Here is a 19,954-nt window from a genome sequence, read left to right as displayed (position 1 = left end):
GCTTTTTGTATGCTTTAAAATGTTTCGGTTGGAATAGCGTTGAGTTTTGATTGCCAGTCAATGGTTGGATATTTACGCGTTAACGCAGTGGTTAAGACGCGCTTTGCTAAATTGCCATTGCGGGTAAAAATAGGGCCGTGGAAGTAGGAACCGTAAACGTTACGGTAAATTACACCTTCTGTTTGATCCATACCATTATTACCATTTCCAGAAACGATAGTACCTAAGGCACGTTCACTTTCACCTAGAAATGTGCGGCCCTGGTGGTTTTCAAACCCATGATATTCTTCACCAGTTTCGTTATTTTTAATCACAATGTTGCCAGTCAAACGTTCATTGTTGCGCACAGTTAATTTAGGATCGTGCATATTGGTTGTGTAGTGATCCATGACACCAATACCGTCAACTTTTGTACCGTCAGCCATCATCATATAGTGACCTAGTAATTGGAAACCACCACAAACGGCCAATAACGGTCCGTCATTTTCAATATATTGTTTCACTTGAATTGCCTTGTCTTGTAAATCATGGGCAACGATTGTTTCTTCGTAATCTTGCCCACCACCGAAAAGAACAAAATCATATTTGTCAGCGTCAAAATCATCGCCTAATGATACTAATTGATAGTCAACATCTACATCAATTTGTTTGGCGTAGTAGGTTAACGCGATAATGTTGCCATAATCGCCATAAGTGTTCATTAAGTCGCCATAAAGATGGGCTACGGCAATCGTATAATCAGCCATTAGAATCCTCCTTTAATATAACCAGCGCTACGCAATTGTTCGCGTAATTGTAACATTGCAGTATAAGTGGCTGCAATGTAAACCTTTTGTGTGGGTAGCGACTTGATAGCATCAACAACTTTTGTCAAATCCTCGTAGACACTTTGGTCAGCAAATCCAGCCATTTTGAGACGAACCTGCATGTCACGGTAACGCTCACCACCAGTGGCGATGGCTTTTAAATGTGACTCATGTAATTTTTCAAACTCTGCATCCCAAATCCAACTTGTGTCAATGCCATCGGCATAGTTTGCGTTAAGTAGTGCCAATAATGAAAAATCATCGTTTTCAGTCAGCATCATATCAATCACTGAGTTAGTGCCAACTGGATTTTTGATTAGGACAATGGTGACGTCCTTGCCGTCAACATTAATGGCTTCTTGGCGACCAAAAATTTGTGCATTGGATTCAAAAGCTGCTTTGATGTCTCTGGCTGGCACTTCAAATTCTCGACCAACGGCAAATGCAGCCAGCGCATTATAGATATTGTACAAACCACCAATTTCAATTCGTAAAGGGGTATTGTCAATACTAAATTCAGAATATTTTGGCGTCAATTTGGTGACGTCGGTGACTTGATAGCGTAAGTTAGGTCGTGCAAATTGATCGGTTACGCTGAAATATTTGCCTAAATTAGCATAAGTGATGAAATCGTAATGTAGTACTGAATCATCGGTTGGTGACAGAATGCCATCAGTGTTAGTGGGTGCTTTACTTGGTTGGTAATCCTCAGGAGACACGTGGTTAAATCCGAAGTAAAGACGCTCATTTGGAAAATCACCACGCGTGAAAATGGGTGAATCACCGTTGGACAAGACCACTGCTTGTGGGGCGTTTCGGATACCTGCGACAATTTTGTCGTAGGTCGTATAAATTTCACCATAGCGGTCCATTTGATCGCGGAAAATGTTGGTCAATACAAACATTCTTGGTTTGATGGCGCTAGAGACTTTTTCGACATTGGCTTCATCAACTTCTAGCACCGCGATTGGTTTCTTGCCATTGTTTGATGTCACACGACTTGTTACCAGTGTGCCCGTGATGCCTTGAATCATGTTAGAACCAGATGGATTAGTAATCACTTGGTGACCACCAGCCTCTAGGACACGGGTGATCAGTGCTGTGGTCAAGGTTTTTCCGTTGGTGCCAGTTACAATCACCAAATCAAAGTCTTGTTGAATACTTTTTAAAATATCTGGGTCGATTGCCACGGCGAGCTTGCCGGGCAAACTTGTACCCCCGCGATGCAAAACATCATGTAACAGCCAATATGCTGATTTAGCTGTTGCTTTGGCTAATGAATTTTTAAGTGTCATAATATCCCCACTTTCATAAATATCATTTTAACATATCCCAAGCGGTGATGACGTGGTTTGTGAAAGGGGTAAGTGCCGTTGGACACAACTTCTTCACAAACTGTTTGATCTTTCTTCACACCCCCCCCCGAATTTTTAGCATATTCACACTGTAAAATGGCATTAAGGTCTGAAACTAAGGAGAAGCGCTGTGAAGGTGAGACAATTATTTTTGATAACAGTACTGATTATGAACAGTTTACTACCATTGATGTCTGTACAGGCAGACGCTATTGAAAAGCCACAGGCTAGTGCGAGTAGTAGTGCTGAAAAAACGATTGCGGATGTTAAAACGGTCACACAAGAACCTCAAACGAGTTCATCAGTAACTATTGCGTCGGAAAATAAGACAGAATTAAAAGCGCCAGAAAATCAGGCAATCACTTCTGAAACCACACCGCTGCAAAAAGCGGCAGGTATCGTAGAAGTAACTGACTCTGAAAGCTTTGTAGCGGCTTGGAACGATCCTGATACACAAAAGATTATTGTGACAGACAATTTCGATTACACACAAAGCGCAGTGACTCAGCCACGTCAAACTGATATTGAGATTACGAGCGATTCAACTTATCCGACTAACAAGACCATTACATTTGTTAATAACACAGTTTATGGCTTACAAGTTGATGGCACAGGTAGTGTTAGTCCTAATATTAGTATTCACGATATTAATTTTAAATCGACTAGTGGTGATAATAGTTTGCCAACTATCCAAAGATTATCCGATGTTCAGAACAGTATTCTGTACCGTAACACCTCAGAAAGTAACAGTAATACGGCTGGCACATTAACTTTGTCTAATGTGACCTGTGAGTTAGACAATAACAGCGCCCAACTTTCTGGAAATGCCATGTCAGCTTTTGTGGTGCCTGGCATGCAGATTACGCTGCAAAACCATTTAGCAATGTCCACCCGTGGCACGCAACTCGTTGGTTTGAGTATTCATGCTGAAGATACTGTTCGCTATAAAGGGGTTCACGATAATTTAGATTTATATTCAGGTAATACTCATAGTTTTTCTTTCCTGGCAGCGACTTGGAGCACTTATGCGAACTTAGCATACATTGGCACGCCCAGCAATGAGTATTTCTATAATACTAATGCTTCTTCTGGTGATATTGATATTGACTCAGGGGCAAAAGTTTATTTATCGCGATTAAATGATAGTTGTGGTGACGCCAATCTGTTGGCGGCTCAAACAGGTGTAATTGCCGGTGAGTACACTTCAGTCACAATTAAAGGACAGCTTGTAATGTCTGCTAAAGATGCTGCTTTTGTCTTTAAGTCGAGTCGTGGCCCAAATGCACCAGAAAAAATTGTTGAAATTAATGTCAACTCTGGTGGCGTCCTTGCAATTCAAGGGACAAAAACTTCGGCACCATCAACTGGGCAGAGGTCAGCATTGGGCGTTATTCAAGCGTTTGGGGATAAACAATTAGGGCGAATCAACATTAGAAAAAATGCAACTTTTTATCTGAAAACAGCTAATGGTTATGGGCAAACTTTTGTTTCTTATGCCCAAACGCGTAATTGTCGTGGGATTGAATTAAATATTGATTCCCCGAGATATGTTTTGATAGCAGATGCAGGGACGAGTTCTAGCACAGGTACTTGGGCCGGATATTGCCGTAGTGGTTCTAGTGGCGCGTTTAATGCCAATTTCAAAGCCGATATTACTGATTCTAATGTGAGTTTTTATCAGAATATTTCCAGTTTCAACAGTGGCAGTTATTTGACGAATAACCCACCTGCTGATTCTAGTAATTGGGGTAACATCGATATCAAGCAAATCTCACAGCGTAACGACGGTACAACGAAAAATGGTTACTACCAATTAACTGGGGCAACAGAAGCTGTTGAACAAGATTTAATGGTCAGAGGACAACAACATGTCCTTGAAATTACATCACATAAAATGAACTTTTTGGACTATGCATCAATAACTGACGCTGATACTGCAGCAAAACGAGCGGGAATACCTAACGCATCCGATCAGGCTAACGCTGTTAGTGATGCTGATCACTTCATTCGTGGTCAAATGTCAGCGACATCAAAATTAGTCCCTGTATTTACCACGCCAGATAGTGAGTGCAGTGGAATGGCTAATTTCGCAACTGAAAATGAAAACGATGGCATTACAGTAACATGGCAGTCACCCGGTTCACCTGGGGTAGTTGATGATACGGTGACAACTGATAGTAATGGTATCTTTGTATTTGAAAGTAAGAAAAGCATGGATGATTCTGTTCCTGAGGGGGTAGCAACAAGTCACGTTAAGTACCAAATAGGTAATAATGCTATCAGTGTGAGCGCTGGTGGTCAGACTTATGAAACTAATGTGCGCAAAACGCCAACTTATGCCCCTCCGGTATATGATTTGGCTTCAATGGTTATTGTCGGCATGCCAAATATTACGTTTAAAACAGCGATTGCTGCTGACGAGATAATACTTAATGCCGAAGACAGTGCTGAACTGTATGTACCATTGGTCACACTGACTAAAGCAGCTAACTCGGAAAATGGTGAAGGAAAAAATTGGACGTTTGATATGGCGGCGTACAATAATGACTATCCTGACAAACCAATTACGGCTAATATGGGAATTGAATTTTGGGTTAAAGCACAGCGTGATGGCGAATCCATTGAATCAACACGTATTACTCATGTTTATCATGATTATACGGCTGAGGCAGTAACATATCGCAATATTGCCCCAGATGCCGCAATGCCATTTATCAGTGACACAATTGAAATGATGCGTTTTAATCCGTTAAAACGTGGTAAAAACGGTATGTTTAACGTGGAACACCTTGATTTAAGTCGAAATTATGGTTATTTAACCGTAGATGATGGCTCGGTACATCACAACAAGCCATGGCAAATGACTGCTCGCTTAGAGTCAACGGGTGCTTTTGCAGATACAGGGTTACAACTACAATATGTTGATGAACAAGAAAATACTTCAACTTTGTCAAGTGCTGGGGACAGTTTGATAGTTGCAACCGCTCCTCAAGGAAATAATGGAGCATCCAGCGTGCGTTTAGACACATTGTGGAATCAAACAGCAAACGGGCACGGATGGTATTTGACGCTGAATAGTTGGCGCACTGATTATTCGCCGGCTAAGTTCAATTACGATGATGACGATGGACCGGTGCTATTATGGCAACTTGGTGACGTACCGGACATTGAATAAGGTGATGAGTAGAATATTCTGAATTTAGTCGATAATTCCTCGCAAAATGATCACAATTTTAAAGTATCCTAAAACACACGGCGTCATGACCAAAGTGTATGGGTCAAAATTGAAGTAAGCGGGGGGTGTATGAAATAAAATAATTATAAATGTGCATAGCATTGCGCTTTTAACGGCTAAATGACTAGTGAAAGAAAACAAGTAGTGTGATAGGAGAAAACATGATTAAGGCTAAAATTTTAATGACGTGTTTAGTGGCTATAATTTTGGCCCCGATAACTGTTTCTGCTGATAACTATGGTTCGATTTCAAACGGTTTTACATTTGACGTTGAAGACAACAACACGTTGCACACAACAAATACCAATCCAGATTGGGGCGATATGGGCGCTGCAATCAACGATTCTGAAATAAACTTAGTTGGTGGAGAAGGTTTTGGTATCTCTCATTTGCCAGTTTACAATTTTGGTGAAATTAGTGCTAATGATCTGCGAAACGAAAACATTGCTACTGATGTGGGTGGATCGTACCACATCAAGCCAATGGTCAATGCCAATCAAATTGCTACAAGCACAGGATACCAAACCAAGTATCTACGTCCATTTGTGCAATTGGTTGATCAACGTGCAGGAAAAGTGGCTGACTCACAACTAAATGTTTCAATTAGAATGTCACAACCGTTTACAGGTAGCTATACAGGTGATGATAGCGAGACATCTTTTGATATTCAACCGGGTATTTTACTGAAAGCAGATGCAGGATTTGACTACACAATTTCGGGTAATATGGTGGTTGCTGGAGATACTGGTCATGCAACACAATTCAAGTCAAGTTGGCATGGTGATTTGGGCGCCGGTCCTGCAACAACACTAAATGATAGTGTTACAACCATGGCTAGTGGTATGTCGGCAGCTAGTTTTGGCACGATTACTTATGAGTATGGCTCACTGAAAGGACAAATTAATAATCCAGATAGTGATAACTGGGCAACGGCAGGCAATATTGTTGGTAGTTCATTGTTTTCACAAGGGGATCGTGTTAATAACGGTTTTTACCTAGAAATTCCAAAGAACATCACGCTCAAAGCAAAATCATATCAGGCTGAATATACGTGGACGATGGGAGACACACCAACAGGTACTTGAAGCGGTAGTGACCTATAAATCACGAATGCGAGAAAAGAGATGAATCCATTTAAGTTTTTAATGGCGGCACCAGATGCCACCCAAAAAGTACCACAAGAAAAAATTGCAGCCACCTATAAGTGGCGCCAAGCAGGCGTACTATTTTCAGCTGTGGTGGGTTATATAGGTTACTATATTATTCGCTTGATTTTTACCACTGAGCAAAATGATATTATGAAAGCTTATCATTTTACGACCGCAGATATTGGTTTAGTATTAGCCTGTTTCGGTGTAGGATATGGGATTTCCAAGTTGTTTATGGGTGCGTTGAGTGACAAATCTAATCCACGTTATTATTTAGCAGCAGGATTAATGGGCTCAGCAATTTTGAATTTATTCCTCGGTTCAACTCGAAATATTTATGTCATGATGTTTCTGATGATTTTGATTTCTGTGACACAGGGGATGGGGGCACCTGCTGCTCAAAAACTCATTCAATTATGGTGGGGTAAAAAATGGCGTGGGACTGTTTATGCTGTTTGGTCTTCCGCCCATAATGCGGGCGCCTTTGCTTGTGTGGCAATTGTTGAGTTTTCGATTTTGATGTTTTCACACTCAATAGCTGCTATCTTTTACACAGCATCAGCCGTTTCTGCTATTATTGCGATTTTGATTGCGATTTTAGGCGCCGATCGGCCAGCAACCGTCGGATTGCCGTCGATTGCTGAATATACAGGTGAAGTGACTGTCCTACAAGATGGTGAGACAGTTGAAGGCGACACCACGCAACATTCAATTTGGTTTGTTTTCCGACACTATATTTTAAATAATAAAATTGTTTGGGCAATTACGTTGACGTCAATGTCACTTTACTTAGTGCGGTATGGTGTCATGTCTTGGATACCAAGCTACTTACATCAATTTAAAGGTTTTGATGCTTCATGGGCAAAATGGTTGGTTGGTATTTTTGAATTAGCGGCTGTACCAGGTGTGATTATTTTAGGTGCAGTCTCAGATTTTTTGAAAGGCAAACGTGCATTAGTATGTATCGTCTCAGTTTTGGCGCTGATTGGTTGCTTGACGGTCTATTTCACCGCAACTAATCATACGGTCATTGTCGTTGCGTTGATCTTGATGAGTACTTTAATTTATGCTCCGCTGACTTTGGTGGGTTTAATGGTTAACGAAGCAGTTCCAAAGTTTGCTGTTGGGTCATCAACAGGATTTATGGGATTTTTCCAATATTTAGTTGGTGAAGTGGCGGCGACGGCACTAATTGGTATTTTAGTGGCTCATTTTGGATGGACGGCTAGTAATACAGTGCTTTACTCGGCGGCAGGTTTGGCATTTGTATTATTAATTCTAATCATGATTTGGCAAAAGCAAGCGTTAAACAAAGCAAAGCGCGATAAGTAATATGCAAAGGATTCTGAATAATGACTATTCAGAATCCTTTTTGCTTGAGATAATTTTAAACAATTATTATCAGGGTAATAGTGAGTAAATTCACGATTACATTAACTTGACCTTTTGTTGACATTAACCAAATATTGGTTTAGTAACATTGATAATAGAGGTAAATCAAACGAACAGAAAATTTATCTCTTAAAAATAATTACTACGCTGCAACGTCCATGAGAAGGGAATCACAAATGATTAACAGCAAGCGCAAAAATATTTTACTTACTTCTGTCCTTTGTTTTAATGTATTGGCAACAGCGATCACACCAACTGCGGTTATGGCTGATACAGTGACAAATAATGACTTAAAAGCAACGAAGTCGGTGGTGTCAACCGGTAATGCTGACCATGCTTTATTGTCGATTGTTTCGGGCAATGATGTCAACCGTCCGATTAATCTACGGACACTGTTTCCTGATGACAGATTGCGATCGGCAGTCGTTGAAGCAGTTAAAAAATTAGGCTACAAAATTACAGTGAGCGCTAATAATGTTACATGGGATCAGTTACTATCTATTCATGAACTCGAAATTCACAATACCGATTTGAAAAACTTGGACGGTATTGAATGGTTAGTTAACTTGGAAAGTTTGGATGTATCAGACTCAGGTTTGTCAGGCACACTAGTACTCAAAAATTTGTCAACATTAAAAGAAATTGATATTAGTCGGACAAAGGTAATGAAACTTGATACTACTAGTGAGTTAAATGTGCATGCTGATGGTTTACAATTGGATGATCAAGTTAGCTTGAATCACCAAAAGTTAACTTATGAAGCTAAAGCTTTTTTGGAAAATGGTTTGAGTTTTAGTGAACTAACAGTGGCTCAAAATAGTCAACAGGACTGGTCACTCGAAAATGGCGAATTTGTCAGTCAGAATCAGAATGTGGATCAGAGTAAAGGCATTGACATTTTAGCTCATCAGGAAAATGGTGTTGTATTGCCCATTCATGTTTGCTTCACAAACGCTGTGGCACCAAGCCAATTGACTGAACCAGCACCTGTGCCAAAAACAGATCCGGAAATGACGATCAGTCATTTTAAAATTGGTGGACAGACTGAACAAAATGATTCAAAAAATCTCACACTATTTGATGATACAAAAGACGTATCGTTCGATTTGAAATTATCCGATGGTGTTAAACATGATTACGTCTTCTTGAACAAAATAGTGACACAAAATGTTGTGCCTAAACTCGTGCTAGGCGGTACGCTTTTTGGTGCTAATCAAGAAGTCACAATTGATGACAATGACAATAGTTTGTTGCACGTGAAGCTGACGGGTTTTGATGCACAGATTGGTGATGATTTTTCAATTGCTGTTGCAGAAAATAACAGTCGCTTCAATCAGAATTTTGTAATTGCCGGAAAAACGCAACAAATTAAATTGCAGCTTGACGCCAATGGTGTCAAGTCCGACTTCAAAGATGGTGAGGCACCTGAAGAAAGGCCGCATTACACAGCTAATCTCACTGTTAAATCTGGTCTTTTAGTAAATGATTTGAATGCCGGAGACATTAGCTTTGGTGGCGTTTTCAGCGATGCAAAAATTGAAAAGCTGACAACCGATATCACTCATAATCAAATTGTTGTACAGTTTAGCCATCCAGCTGTACGCTATATGGATCAAAGTCGAAATGGTCAAATTACGATTAAAAACGGTTTAGGTTATGCTGATAAACAAAATCGTAATGTTACGCGTCCAATTACCGTTAATGTTACAGACCCGTACCGACCAAAACTGCAATATGACAACTCAAATGCTAATACACCAAATATTAATGGCACTTTTATTGCCCAAACGGTCACAAATTCGGTCATCAAAGCCGTCTGTGATACTTTAAAAGAGTATGGTAAAGGTGCATGGTTGAAGGCTAATCCGTTGTTGACGGGTATGTCAAGCATACTATTTTCAATATTTGGGGATGACAAGAATCCCGTCATGGACAAACTCAATGAGATGGATAAAAAGCTTGATGACATTAAAGCAGGGATTGATCATCTCAGTACAGCGGTCATGGACGAAAATAAGAAATCAGAATTAAAAAATAGTATTGATAAAGTAGAAGATAAAGTACGAAATTTGTTAGAACCAGGTATTTCGGCGCGTATCAATAATGCTGGGCATGCCATTGATAGATTGAAAAAATATGAGGGTGACGTGACAAATAAAAATGATTCTCAGACGATTGATGATTATTTTCAGCAACTCTATTCAACAGGACGCAATGGCAAGAACACGCATTATGAAGATTTACGATCATTGCAAGATTTCATGTATGATGCCACCGGTATGAAAGCATTGACAACAACAAATTCGATTATGAATAAATTTGCAGAATATCAGTCTTATGAAAAGGATTTTAGCACGCAAGCTACCAACGACAGAAAGCAATTTGATACAGCGTTGAGTAATGCTTATGAACCGGCCTACCTCACAATCATGGCAGCTATTCAGTATGATAGGAATAAAATTGAACAAGAAGATGCGGCTGCTGATAAGTGGGCGGACCAATTAGCTGACGAAGCCAAAAAAGACCCTACTCAAAAAGCTAAGCTAGAAGCTACTGTGGCAAATATCAAAAACCAGATTAAAAAAGATACAGAGGATAACATTAAACAAGATAATAAATACTTAGATATGAGTGAGCAGCCCAATGCTGATAGCATGGTAAAACGAGATGATACATTTGTTAAAAATATTGAAACAGATGTGAATAATATCAAAAAAATTGACGATGATTTGAAAAATGGTAAAATTTACAGTTATCGTTTGAAAAAAGATTTAAACAAAACACTGGGGAACGATAGTGATTTACATTTTTATAAATTGAGTGGTAAACGAATTCCTGATGGTGACTGCAAAATTACTTGGCAGGGTAAAAGTCGGACAATCAATGATATTTGTAATGGTTCGATGCCCTCCTTGGGTGATTTTAATAAGCGTGTTAGCACTGAAGATATCAAAACACTAGTTAGTAATCAAAATGCACGTGCCAACTGCGATCCAGTTGGGGCGAATTTGGTCAAAGATTTGAAGTCAGCAGGTTTCGTGGTACCTAGTCAGGTGCAGTATTATGATAATATCTGGAATGGGACACTTGACGATTCCGACTATGAGCCATGGGGCCCTTTGTTTGATACAGGCCATTTGAAAGCAAAAGTTGGTGTCATTAAAGAAGATTCACCAAAAGAGGTGTTGCACCAAGTGATTGATTACAACATTGGTGCATTTAATAATATTACATCATGCCATTTTGAGGAATGGCAAATGAATTTTTTGCAATATGCTAATTAACTACAGTCATTTCATTAAATCATGGGAAACTTAATTGTTTATCATGATTTTTTTGTTACTTACTGATTTGGTGTAATTTGGTATAATTGAAATAGTTTGATTTGAGAAGAGGTAGTGATTTGGCACAATTATTTTTTGAATACGGCGCAATGAGCTCGGGCAAGTCAATTGAAATTTTAAAAGTGGCGCACAATTATGAATCGCAGGGACGCAAGGTGCTGTTAATGACACCAAGTGTCGATACGCGTGATGGTGTTGGCAAAATTGCTAGTCGTATTGGTATGTCGCGCGACGCCATGGCCGTACACGAAACAGAAAATTTGTACGAAGTGATTAAAGCGGCCAAAGATGATAAGTTAGCCGCAGTATTGGTAGATGAAGCACAATTTTTGCAGCCAGAACAAGTCGACCAATTGGCTTATGCGGTGGACACGCTACACATACCGGTCATGGCCTTTGGACTGAAACAAGACGCGTTCAATCAGTTGTTTGCTGGTTCCAAGCGCTTGATCGAAATGGCTGACAAATTAGAAGAAATGAAAACGATTTGTTCTTTCTGTGGCAAAAAAGCAACGACACAACTGCGAATTGTTGATGGCAAACCGCAACGTGAAGGGGCGCAAGTGTTTATCGGTGGTGATGAAGCGTATATTCCAACTTGCCGTTTTCACTGGTATCACCCCGATCAAGACAAAATTGACCAACTACTATCGCATTAATTTGATGAGAACTAATTGTTCTCGTACATAATAACGGAGGAAAATATGAATCCAATCTTTCAACAATTACAAACCGTCGTTGATCGTTACGACGAATTAAATGAACAACTCGCTGATCCCGAAGTGATGAATGATGGTCAGCACTACATGGCACTCTCAAAAGAAGCGGGTAGTATCCGTGAAACAGTAGAGGTCTATCATCGTTATCAGCAAGTTATCCAAGATATTCAAGATGCGCAGGATTTGTTAGATGATCCTGAAATGGCGCCATTAGCCAAAGAAGATTTGAATAGTCTCAAGCCTGAACAAGAAGAACTAGAAGATAAACTCAAGGTTTTGATGCTACCTCAAGATCCCAATGATGACAAAAATATTATCATGGAAATTCGTGGTGCTGCTGGTGGTGACGAATCATCTTTGTTTGCAGCCGATTTGTTAGATATGTATCGTCGCTATGCTGAACGGCAAAATTGGTCATTGAGTATTATTGATGAGTCCACAACAGAAGTTGGTGGTTACAAGGAAGTTGCGGTGATGATTACTGGTGACAGTGTCTACTCGAAGTTAAAGTTTGAAAGCGGTGCGCATCGTGTGCAACGTGTCCCTGCAACAGAAACACAAGGACGCGTCCATACCTCAACAGCAACGGTTGGTGTGATGCCAGAATTTGAAGATATTGATTTTGAGCTTAATGAAGCCGATTTGGAAGAAGAGTTCTTCCGTTCAGGTGGTGCCGGTGGTCAAAACGTCAATAAAGTTTCAACAGCAGTGCGCTTAATCCATAAACCTACGGGTATTATGGTTAAAATGCAAGAAGAACGCACACAAATTAAAAACCGTGATAAAGCGCGAAAGCTATTAGCGAGTCGTGTCTATGATTTTTACGCGCAACAAAATGAAGCAGAATATGCCGAAAAACGTAAATCTGCAGTGGGAACGGGAGATCGCTCTGAACGGATTCGGACTTATAATTATCCGCAAAATCGTGTTACCGATCACCGCATTGGTCTCACGTTGAACAAGCTTGACCGAATCATGAATGGTGATTTAGGTGAAGTTATTGACGCCCTTGTCATTGCTGATCAGACAGCAAAACTGGCGGAATTAAACAAATGACAGATAAGCATTTTGATACGCCGCCACAATTTGGTTCATCCAAGCCACAAGTCAACAATCAATCGGGCAAGCTAAATGCACCAAAATGGTTTGAATGGGATGACATTAAAAAGCCAACTGACTTAAGTCATGTCAAAATTTCATTAATTGAGGCCAAAAAGTGGGCGTTAATTGAATTGCGTCAAGCTGGTATGTCTGAGCAAGATGCGAAAGACAATCTGGACTTTTTGCTAAGTGGTGCGCTTAATATTAACTATGGCATGTTGCGCGCTAACATGAGTCGACAAATGCCAGCAGCACTAGCAACCATTTGGCCCAAGTGGGTCTCTGAGTTGGTAAAGAATCGGCCGCCACAATACATTTTAGGTCATGCCCCTTTCTTTGGTCGTGAGTTTTTAGTAGATGAACGGGTGTTGATTCCAAGACCGGAAACCGAGGAGTTAGTAGATTGGATTCTAAAAGACGCTGGATCAGGCGTTCAACCGGTCTCTGTGTTAGACATTGGTACTGGTAGTGGTGCTATTATTGAAACATTAATGTTGGAAAATCAGCGTGTGCGTGGCTTTGCAACAGACATTTCTGATGATGCACTAACTGTTGCACAAGCTAATGCCCAACGCTTTGAATTGTCATTCTTACACTTTGCCAAAAGTGATGTGTACAATCAATTAGATGGTCTGGTATTTGACATTATTGTTAGTAATCCGCCTTATATTGCGACTCAAGATAAGCACGAGATGGATGCGAGTGTGTTGACATTTGAACCGCATAACGCGTTATTTGCGGAACATGATGGTTTGGATATATATGAACGAATCGCTGCTGGTTTAGATGAACATTTAACAGCACACGGGCGTGCGTACTTCGAAATCGGTTATCAACAAGGACCGGCGGTAGTTGATATGATGCAAGCGGCGTTACCCAACGCCAAAATAACATTGCGGCAAGACTTTGCGGGACTTGATCGCATGATTCGAGTGGAGAAATGAAAACAACAATTTTTAAAACAGATGAACAATCGTTAGCTGAAGCAAGTGCATTATTACAACAAGGTGAGGTTGTCGCATTTCCAACAGAGACGGTCTATGGTTTGGGTGCTGATGCCACAAATGAAGCAGCAGTGCAAAAGGTATTTACTGCAAAGGGACGTCCAAGTGATAACCCGTTGATTATGACTGTTGCTGATGAATCGCAATTAGATGAGTTTGTGGTGATTTCTGAAGCTGCTAAGACTTTGATGGCGGCATTTTGGCCGGGTTCTCTGACCATTATTTTACCTATCAAGCCAGGACGTGTTGAGATGATCGTCACTGGTGGTTTGCAAACAGTGGCCTTTCGACTACCAGATAATGAAGCCGCGCGTCAATTAATCCGCGTGGCTGGTGTACCAATTGTCGGACCAAGCGCTAATATTTCTGGCAAGCCATCACCTACAACGGCGCAACACGTATGGCATGATATGCAGGGCAAAATTGCAGGAATTGTGGATGATGGTCCGACAACTGTGGGTGTTGAATCGACAGTAATTGATATGTCAGCAACGACACCCACAATTCTTCGTCCCGGTGCGGTGACACAACAACAGTTAGAAGCGGTATTAGGTGTCAGGGTTGTTGACGCAACCAGTACGAAATCAGTTGCTAGTGATGTCACACCAAAAGCACCAGGTATGAAATATCGTCACTATGCGCCAGACAAAAATGTGGTGATGTTTGACCGATTAGATGCACTGACATTAAAAGAAGTGTTGCAAAAAAATGATGTTGTGATGGCACAAGATGCAACGATTGCAGCAATGGCAATTCCCCAAGATAAAACATGGTCACTTGGCGAGTCATTAGAAACAGCCACAGAACAACTATTTGCTGGTTTACGTTATTATGACGATGAAGCCACAGTTGCTACCATCTATGTTGAAAAAATGCCACCAATTGGCATTGGTAAGGCATTTAACAATCGGCTGGGTAAAGCGGCAGGAAATCAAGAGTTTAACATCTAAACTAAACAGAGCGCCTAAGGACGCTCTGTTTTAATTTGCGCTAATATTTCCGACGCGGTTTTTGAAGGGTGATTGACGAAGTTGGTCAATTGACCATGAGTATTATAAAAAGGATGTTTAATATTATTCATTTGTGTTTGGTGGACTAGTAGTAGCGAACGAATGTTGGGATAGTTTATCGTTTGTAACGCACGATAAAATTCGTATGCTTCTGACTGCGTATTTTGATAATCTATGTAAAGATTGGTATAAAGTAATGTGGCCTTTAGGGTGATCTGAACTTCGGCATTACTATCATTTTGGAACAATTCTTGGCTGTGTTTCATGACCTGTTCTAAAAGCGTTTTTGAAAAATGTCTGAGTAAAATATTTTGGACCGTGTTGAAATAATGAGTGGCATGTTGCGTGATGATTTTGCTATCAAGTGCGTGAAATTTGAGGTATTGACGATCAACTGCCCAAAATAGTTTGGCAAATTCATTCTCATTTTCAATTGTCATGAAATAATTATCGGCGAGCTGTAATTCAAATAATGTCCAGCCATCCACGTCGGTTTCTCTCATAAAAGTGATGAGTTCAGTTAACGGTTCTAAAGAATACAAATTTTGATTGTTACCAGTGCCATAAAAAAGTAGATAGGCGCGCATCGCGACAAAACGAATATTGCGTGATCGATCATGTCGATATTTTTCAGACAATGGTAACAGGGCGGAGATGTTTCTTTCATTGTATAAATCATTCACGAGTTGCGTCAATTCATTTTCGTCATCAAAATCGTAATGATTAGCGATGAAAAGAAATTCTGATATATCAACGTTGAGATTCTTTAAGAGGGCGATGAATTGATCGACACGTATGTGGTGACGGTTATGTTCAAACTCACTATAAAACGATCTTGACATCACACCAGCATAAATTTCAGGTTGTGTAATACCTTTAGCAAGACGAATTTGTCTAATTGTTTGACCAAAGTTAATTGTCATCACACTATTTCTCTCTAAATTAAAATATGTCGCCAATTGGCGACGTTTGTTTTATTGTAACACGATAATAAAAAGATGATAATCGTTTTATAAATTTTATAGTGAGGGCATGATCATGTGGCAAATTATTAAAAAATTCAAGCGATTAAACATATTACTTTTACTAGGTCTTTTGATTCAACCTTTAGCGCAAACACTCGCCTCAGTGACGATTTCACAATCGATTAACGCATTGGCAGGCCACCACGTAGCAACTTATCTGTTTTATGTGATTTTAAACCTTATTGCATGGGTTGTTTTGCTTTATTGTGGCTATTATTTTGTGCCAAAATTTGAGGAGAAAGTGGTCCAAATTCAAAGCAATTATATTCGAAATCAGGTGATGAATCGACTATCACAAACTGATTTTCATCAGTTTCATCAAAAATCATCAGATGTATACGTCTCATATTTTACAAATGATATTAATCGGATTCAACAAGAGGGTATGTCAGCACTTTATAGCACTATTAATGCAACGGCACTCGCTATTTTTTCGGGTTTGGCTTTGATTTATTTTGACTGGCGCTTGTTAGTTTATGCCATAGTGTTTGGGGCGTTTTTAACGTGGTTGCCAAGGCTTTTTGCTAAAAGAATGCAAACCGTAACACAGAAACAAAGCGCTGCAAATGAGACTTATACCGGCAGACTCGCGGACATTTTAGCGGGATTTGATACCTTTAAACAGTTCAATCGCAGTTCGTTAATGGTAGATAAAATGCAATCGACTCAAGATAAAGTGATGACACAAAACATTGCTTATACGAAACAGCGTGGCGCTATGCAAGCCAATATTTCAATGGTTAATGTTTTAACGCAAGTTGGCATGAGTCTGTTGAGCGCAATTTTATTTTTTAATCATGACATAAAAATTGGGGCACTATTTTCGGTTGGTACTTTATCGGGACTGTTATTTAGTTCTGCCGCAACAGCTGCTGCGAGCTACGCTCAAATTGCCGGAACGCAAGCAATTTTTCAAAAATATCAGACGATTATCGTAGCACCAAATCAAGGGCATAGTATCAAAACAATTAAAAAAATTACGTTGCAAGATGTCGTTGTGCGATTTAAAAATGATGACACAATTCATTTTCCACCGTTAACATTCTTAGCTAATCAAAAATATATGATTGTCGGACCAAGTGGCAGTGGTAAATCAACACTACTCAGAGTAATTGCTGGTCAATTAGTGCCGGAACATGGTCACGTTTTGTATAATGACCGACCTGAAGAACTCATTGACAACCAATCCTTACGTCAAGGCATTGTTTTTGTCACACAAACGCCTTATTTATTTTCTGGTACATTGAAAGAAAACATCACTCTGGATCGCAACATTCCTGAAGCACAGTTAAGGCAAGCAATTAAACAGTCTGGTCTATCAGAATTTGTATCTGAAAAAGGATTAGACTGTCAAATTAAAAGTGGTGCAGAAAATTTATCAGGTGGTCAAAAACAACGGATTGCGTTAGCACGGGGATTGGCACTGAATTGTCAGGTCATTTTACTGGATGAGGTAAGCTCAGCTATTGATCAACAGGCTGCTGTCGCCATTGAGCGTGATATTTTATCAATGTCAAATAAAACAGTGCTGATGATCACACATCAGCAACATGCTGCTGTTTTACCACTAATTGATAAGGTGGTTTCGATTTCCTAATAAAGCGCTGAGATGACAGATATATTTTCAATTTACAGAAAATAAATTGTGAACAAAATGTAAACGTTTACATTTAAAACGTTGTTAGATAGGCGTTTTCAGCGTTATGGCTTGATACAACGGCGATTTGTGCTTTTTTTTACTTGATATTTTGTAAGCGCTTTGATAAACTATATTCAGAAGCTGATTAACAGCTAAAAAGGAGAAATTAATCATGGCACAATCAAAAGATTTTCATATCGTAGCAGAAACTGGTATTCACGCACGTCCAGCAACTTTGTTGGTTCAAGCAGCTTCAAAGTTTGCTTCTGATGTTACTTTGTCATATCAAGGTAAGGATGTTAACTTGAAGTCAATCATGGGTGTGATGTCATTGGGTGTTGGCCAAGGTGCTGATGTTACAATCAAAACTGAAGGTGATGATGAAGAAGCTGCTATGGCAGCTATCGTAGAAGCAATGGGCACAGAAGGACTCGCAGAATAACAATGACTAAGAACTTCAAAGGAATCGCGGCAAGTAATGGTGTGGCAATCGCCAAAGCCTACTTGTTAGTTGATCCTGATTTGTCTTTTGACAAAAAAACAATTAATGATGTGACGGCTGAACAAGCACGTGTCGACGATGCTTTGAAGGCTTCTAGTGAAGATGTAACTTTAATTAAATCAAAAGCTGAAAAAAACCTTGGTGCGTCTGAAGCACAAGTTTTTGAAGCGCATTTGATGGTGTTAGCTGACCCTGAAATGTCTGGCGCAATTAAGCAAAAGATTGCTGACGATAAGGTTAACGCTGAAACTGCTGTCAAAGAAGTAACAGATATGTATATTAGCATGTTTGAAGCGATGACAGACAATGAGTACATGCAAGAACGTGCAGCAGATATTCGCGATGTGACGAAGCGAATTATGTCGCATTTGTTGCATGTTTCGCTACCTAATCCTGCGCTGATTGATGAAGAAGTGGTGCTAGTCTCAAAGGATTTGACACCATCTGACACAGCACAGTTAGATCGCCAATTTGTTAAGGGTATTTTAACTGATTTAGGTGGTCGTACAGCGCATGCTTCAATCATGGCGCGTACATTGGAAATTCCTGCTGTTGTTGGTTCTGATGTAGCCACAAAGGAAATTGCTGCAGGTGATTTGGTCATTGTTGATGGTTTGACTGGGGATGTGATTGCCGATCCAGACGACGATACATTAGCAGCGTATCAAAAAAAGGCTGATGACTATCTCGCACAACGCGCTGAGTGGGCAAAGCTTAAAGATGAACAATCTGTCTCCGCGGACGGTAAAGAGTTTGTCGTTGGTGCCAATATTGGTTCACCAAAGGATATGGCTGCAGTCTTGGATAATGGTTCTGAAGGAATTGGGCTTTATCGTACAGAATTCCTTTATATGGAATCAGACCATTTGCCAACTGAAGATGAACAGTTTGAAGCCTATAAAGCTGTTGTTGAAAAGATGGGTGACAAGCCGGTTACTGTTAGAACAATGGATATTGGCGGTGACAAGCATTTGAGCTATTGGCAATTGCCAGAAGAAGAAAATCCTTTCTTAGGCTACCGTGCCATCCGAATTTCATTGGATCAAACTGAAATATTTAGAACACAATTACGTGCGTTACTAAGAGCGTCAGCCTTTGGTAATCTGTGGATTATGTTCCCAATGATTGCGACACTTGGTGAATTCCGTGCCGCCAAGAAAATCTACGTTGAAGAACGAACTAAGCTTGAAGAATCCGGTGTTAAAGTTGGTGACATTAAGCTTGGCATCATGATTGAAATTCCGGCAGCTGCCATGTTAGCGGATAAATTTGCTAAAGAAGTTGACTTTTTCTCAATTGGTACCAATGATTTGATTGGTTATACAATGGCTGCTGATCGTGGTAATGATCGGGTTGCCTATCTTTACCAACCTTACAATCCATCAATTTTGCGTTTGATTAATAATGTCATTGCTGCGGCACACAACGAAGGCAAGTTTGTTGCGATGTGTGGCGAGATGGCTGGCGATCCAATCGCTGTTCCTGTTTTGATGGGTATGGGCTTAGATGAATTTTCAATGAGCGCCCCATCAGTTTTGCAAACACGTTCATTGATGAAAAAATTAGATACAACAAAAATGGCTGAATTGGCTAAGCAAGCATTAGATGCTGAAACCAACGACGAAGTGATTGCACTCGTTAAAGAAGTCACACAATAATGTATTGAACGGCTGC

Annotated in this window: 14 protein-coding genes; 11 read left to right on the top strand and 3 right to left on the bottom strand. The window is 40.0% G+C overall.

All coding sequences use genetic code 11. From position 1 onward, the window contains the following. Window positions 1–14 precede the first annotated feature (14 nt). Both FF105_RS07510 and FF105_RS07505 read right to left on the bottom strand, forming a co-directional pair. Window positions 15–746: a type 1 glutamine amidotransferase gene (locus FF105_RS07510; RefSeq protein WP_010278109.1), complete on the bottom strand. Its 732-nt coding sequence runs from the start codon at window positions 744–746 to the stop codon at window positions 15–17. Next, window positions 746–2,101, bottom strand: a complete 1,356-nt coding sequence (locus FF105_RS07505) for a Mur ligase family protein (RefSeq protein WP_010278107.1) — start codon at window positions 2,099–2,101, stop codon at window positions 746–748. The genes FF105_RS07510 and FF105_RS07505 overlap by 1 nt, the downstream gene beginning before the upstream one ends. A gap of 190 nt (window positions 2,102–2,291) precedes the next feature. Between FF105_RS07505 and FF105_RS07500 the strand changes: the two genes are divergently transcribed. The 8 genes from FF105_RS07500 to FF105_RS07465 all read left to right on the top strand — a co-directional run bounded on the left by FF105_RS07500 (window position 2,292) and on the right by FF105_RS07465 (window position 15,054). Beyond that, a complete protein-coding gene (locus tag FF105_RS07500; protein WP_290046565.1) occupies window positions 2,292–5,336 on the top strand; it encodes a pectate lyase-like adhesive domain-containing protein in 3,045 nt (1,014 codons plus the stop codon). Between the two features lie 221 nt (window positions 5,337–5,557). After that, complete coding sequence (locus FF105_RS07495; RefSeq protein ID WP_010278103.1) at window positions 5,558–6,481, top strand: hypothetical protein; 924 nt, start codon at window positions 5,558–5,560, stop codon at window positions 6,479–6,481. Window positions 6,482–6,520: 39 nt separating this feature from the next. Continuing rightward, window positions 6,521–7,876 (top strand): MFS transporter, encoded by a 1,356-nt coding sequence (locus FF105_RS07490; protein ID WP_010278102.1) that lies wholly within the window; start codon window positions 6,521–6,523, stop codon window positions 7,874–7,876. 236 nt (window positions 7,877–8,112) lie between these two features. Next, entirely contained in the window at window positions 8,113–11,220 is a 3,108-nt protein-coding gene (locus FF105_RS07485) for a hypothetical protein (RefSeq protein WP_010278101.1), read from the top strand. 119 nt (window positions 11,221–11,339) lie between these two features. Continuing rightward, on the top strand, window positions 11,340–11,939 hold the full coding sequence (locus tag FF105_RS07480) for a thymidine kinase (protein WP_010278100.1): 600 nt from the start codon (window positions 11,340–11,342) through the stop codon (window positions 11,937–11,939). Window positions 11,940–11,984: 45 nt separating this feature from the next. Continuing rightward, window positions 11,985–13,055, top strand: a complete 1,071-nt coding sequence (gene prfA / locus FF105_RS07475) for a peptide chain release factor 1 (RefSeq protein WP_010278098.1) — start codon at window positions 11,985–11,987, stop codon at window positions 13,053–13,055. Continuing rightward, window positions 13,052–14,044 carry a peptide chain release factor N(5)-glutamine methyltransferase gene (gene prmC / locus FF105_RS07470; RefSeq protein ID WP_010278096.1) on the top strand — a complete coding sequence of 331 codons (993 nt, stop codon included), beginning with the start codon at window positions 13,052–13,054 and terminating at the stop codon, window positions 14,042–14,044. The genes prfA and prmC overlap by 4 nt, the downstream gene beginning before the upstream one ends. Further along, a complete protein-coding gene (locus tag FF105_RS07465) occupies window positions 14,041–15,054 on the top strand; it encodes an L-threonylcarbamoyladenylate synthase (protein WP_010278094.1) in 1,014 nt (337 codons plus the stop codon). Before prmC ends, FF105_RS07465 begins: the two co-directional genes overlap by 4 nt. A 14-nt stretch (window positions 15,055–15,068) precedes the next feature. Here the strand turns inward: FF105_RS07465 and FF105_RS07460 are convergent, their stop codons facing one another. Beyond that, the gene (locus FF105_RS07460) at window positions 15,069–16,037 is read right to left on the bottom strand and encodes a helix-turn-helix domain-containing protein (RefSeq protein ID WP_010278093.1); all 969 of its coding nucleotides are present in this window, start codon (window positions 16,035–16,037) and stop codon (window positions 15,069–15,071) included. A 115-nt stretch (window positions 16,038–16,152) separates the two neighbouring features. Between FF105_RS07460 and FF105_RS07455 the strand changes: the two genes are divergently transcribed. From FF105_RS07455 to ptsP, 3 genes are all read left to right on the top strand, one after another. Then, a complete protein-coding gene (locus FF105_RS07455; protein WP_010278091.1) occupies window positions 16,153–17,736 on the top strand; it encodes an ATP-binding cassette domain-containing protein in 1,584 nt (527 codons plus the stop codon). A 214-nt stretch (window positions 17,737–17,950) separates the two neighbouring features. Then, window positions 17,951–18,220, top strand: a complete 270-nt coding sequence (locus tag FF105_RS07450) for a phosphocarrier protein HPr (protein WP_004914567.1) — start codon at window positions 17,951–17,953, stop codon at window positions 18,218–18,220. Window positions 18,221–18,222: 2 nt separating this feature from the next. Next, window positions 18,223–19,938 carry a phosphoenolpyruvate--protein phosphotransferase gene (gene ptsP, locus FF105_RS07445; RefSeq protein WP_010278089.1) on the top strand — a complete coding sequence of 572 codons (1,716 nt, stop codon included), beginning with the start codon at window positions 18,223–18,225 and terminating at the stop codon, window positions 19,936–19,938. Window positions 19,939–19,954 lie beyond the last annotated feature (16 nt).

It is taken from the genome of Leuconostoc sp. UCMA20149 (assembly GCF_030400235.1).
Lineage (GTDB): Bacteria > Bacillota > Bacilli > Lactobacillales > Lactobacillaceae > Leuconostoc > Leuconostoc pseudomesenteroides.
The sequence above is the reverse complement of the archived record's forward strand: the minus strand, read 5'-3'. Positions and strand labels throughout refer to the sequence as shown.

Bases quoted from the DNA above. Each gene is read 5' to 3' on its own strand.
- prfA (WP_010278098.1), top strand. From the start codon at position 11,985: ATGAATCCAATCTTTCAACAATTACAAACCGTCGTTGATCGTTACGAC.
- FF105_RS07505 (WP_010278107.1), bottom strand. From the start codon at position 2,101: ATGACACTTAAAAATTCATTAGCCAAAGCAACAGCTAAATCAGCATAT.
- FF105_RS07485 (WP_010278101.1), top strand. From the start codon at position 8,113: ATGATTAACAGCAAGCGCAAAAATATTTTACTTACTTCTGTCCTTTGT.
- FF105_RS07460 (WP_010278093.1), bottom strand. From the start codon at position 16,037: ATGACAATTAACTTTGGTCAAACAATTAGACAAATTCGTCTTGCTAAA.
- ptsP (WP_010278089.1), top strand. From the start codon at position 18,223: ATGACTAAGAACTTCAAAGGAATCGCGGCAAGTAATGGTGTGGCAATC.
- FF105_RS07450 (WP_004914567.1), top strand. From the start codon at position 17,951: ATGGCACAATCAAAAGATTTTCATATCGTAGCAGAAACTGGTATTCAC.
- FF105_RS07465 (WP_010278094.1), top strand. From the start codon at position 14,041: ATGAAAACAACAATTTTTAAAACAGATGAACAATCGTTAGCTGAAGCA.
- FF105_RS07495 (WP_010278103.1), top strand. From the start codon at position 5,558: ATGATTAAGGCTAAAATTTTAATGACGTGTTTAGTGGCTATAATTTTG.
- prmC (WP_010278096.1), top strand. From the start codon at position 13,052: ATGACAGATAAGCATTTTGATACGCCGCCACAATTTGGTTCATCCAAG.
- FF105_RS07490 (WP_010278102.1), top strand. From the start codon at position 6,521: ATGAATCCATTTAAGTTTTTAATGGCGGCACCAGATGCCACCCAAAAA.
- FF105_RS07455 (WP_010278091.1), top strand. From the start codon at position 16,153: ATGTGGCAAATTATTAAAAAATTCAAGCGATTAAACATATTACTTTTA.
- FF105_RS07510 (WP_010278109.1), bottom strand. From the start codon at position 746: ATGGCTGATTATACGATTGCCGTAGCCCATCTTTATGGCGACTTAATG.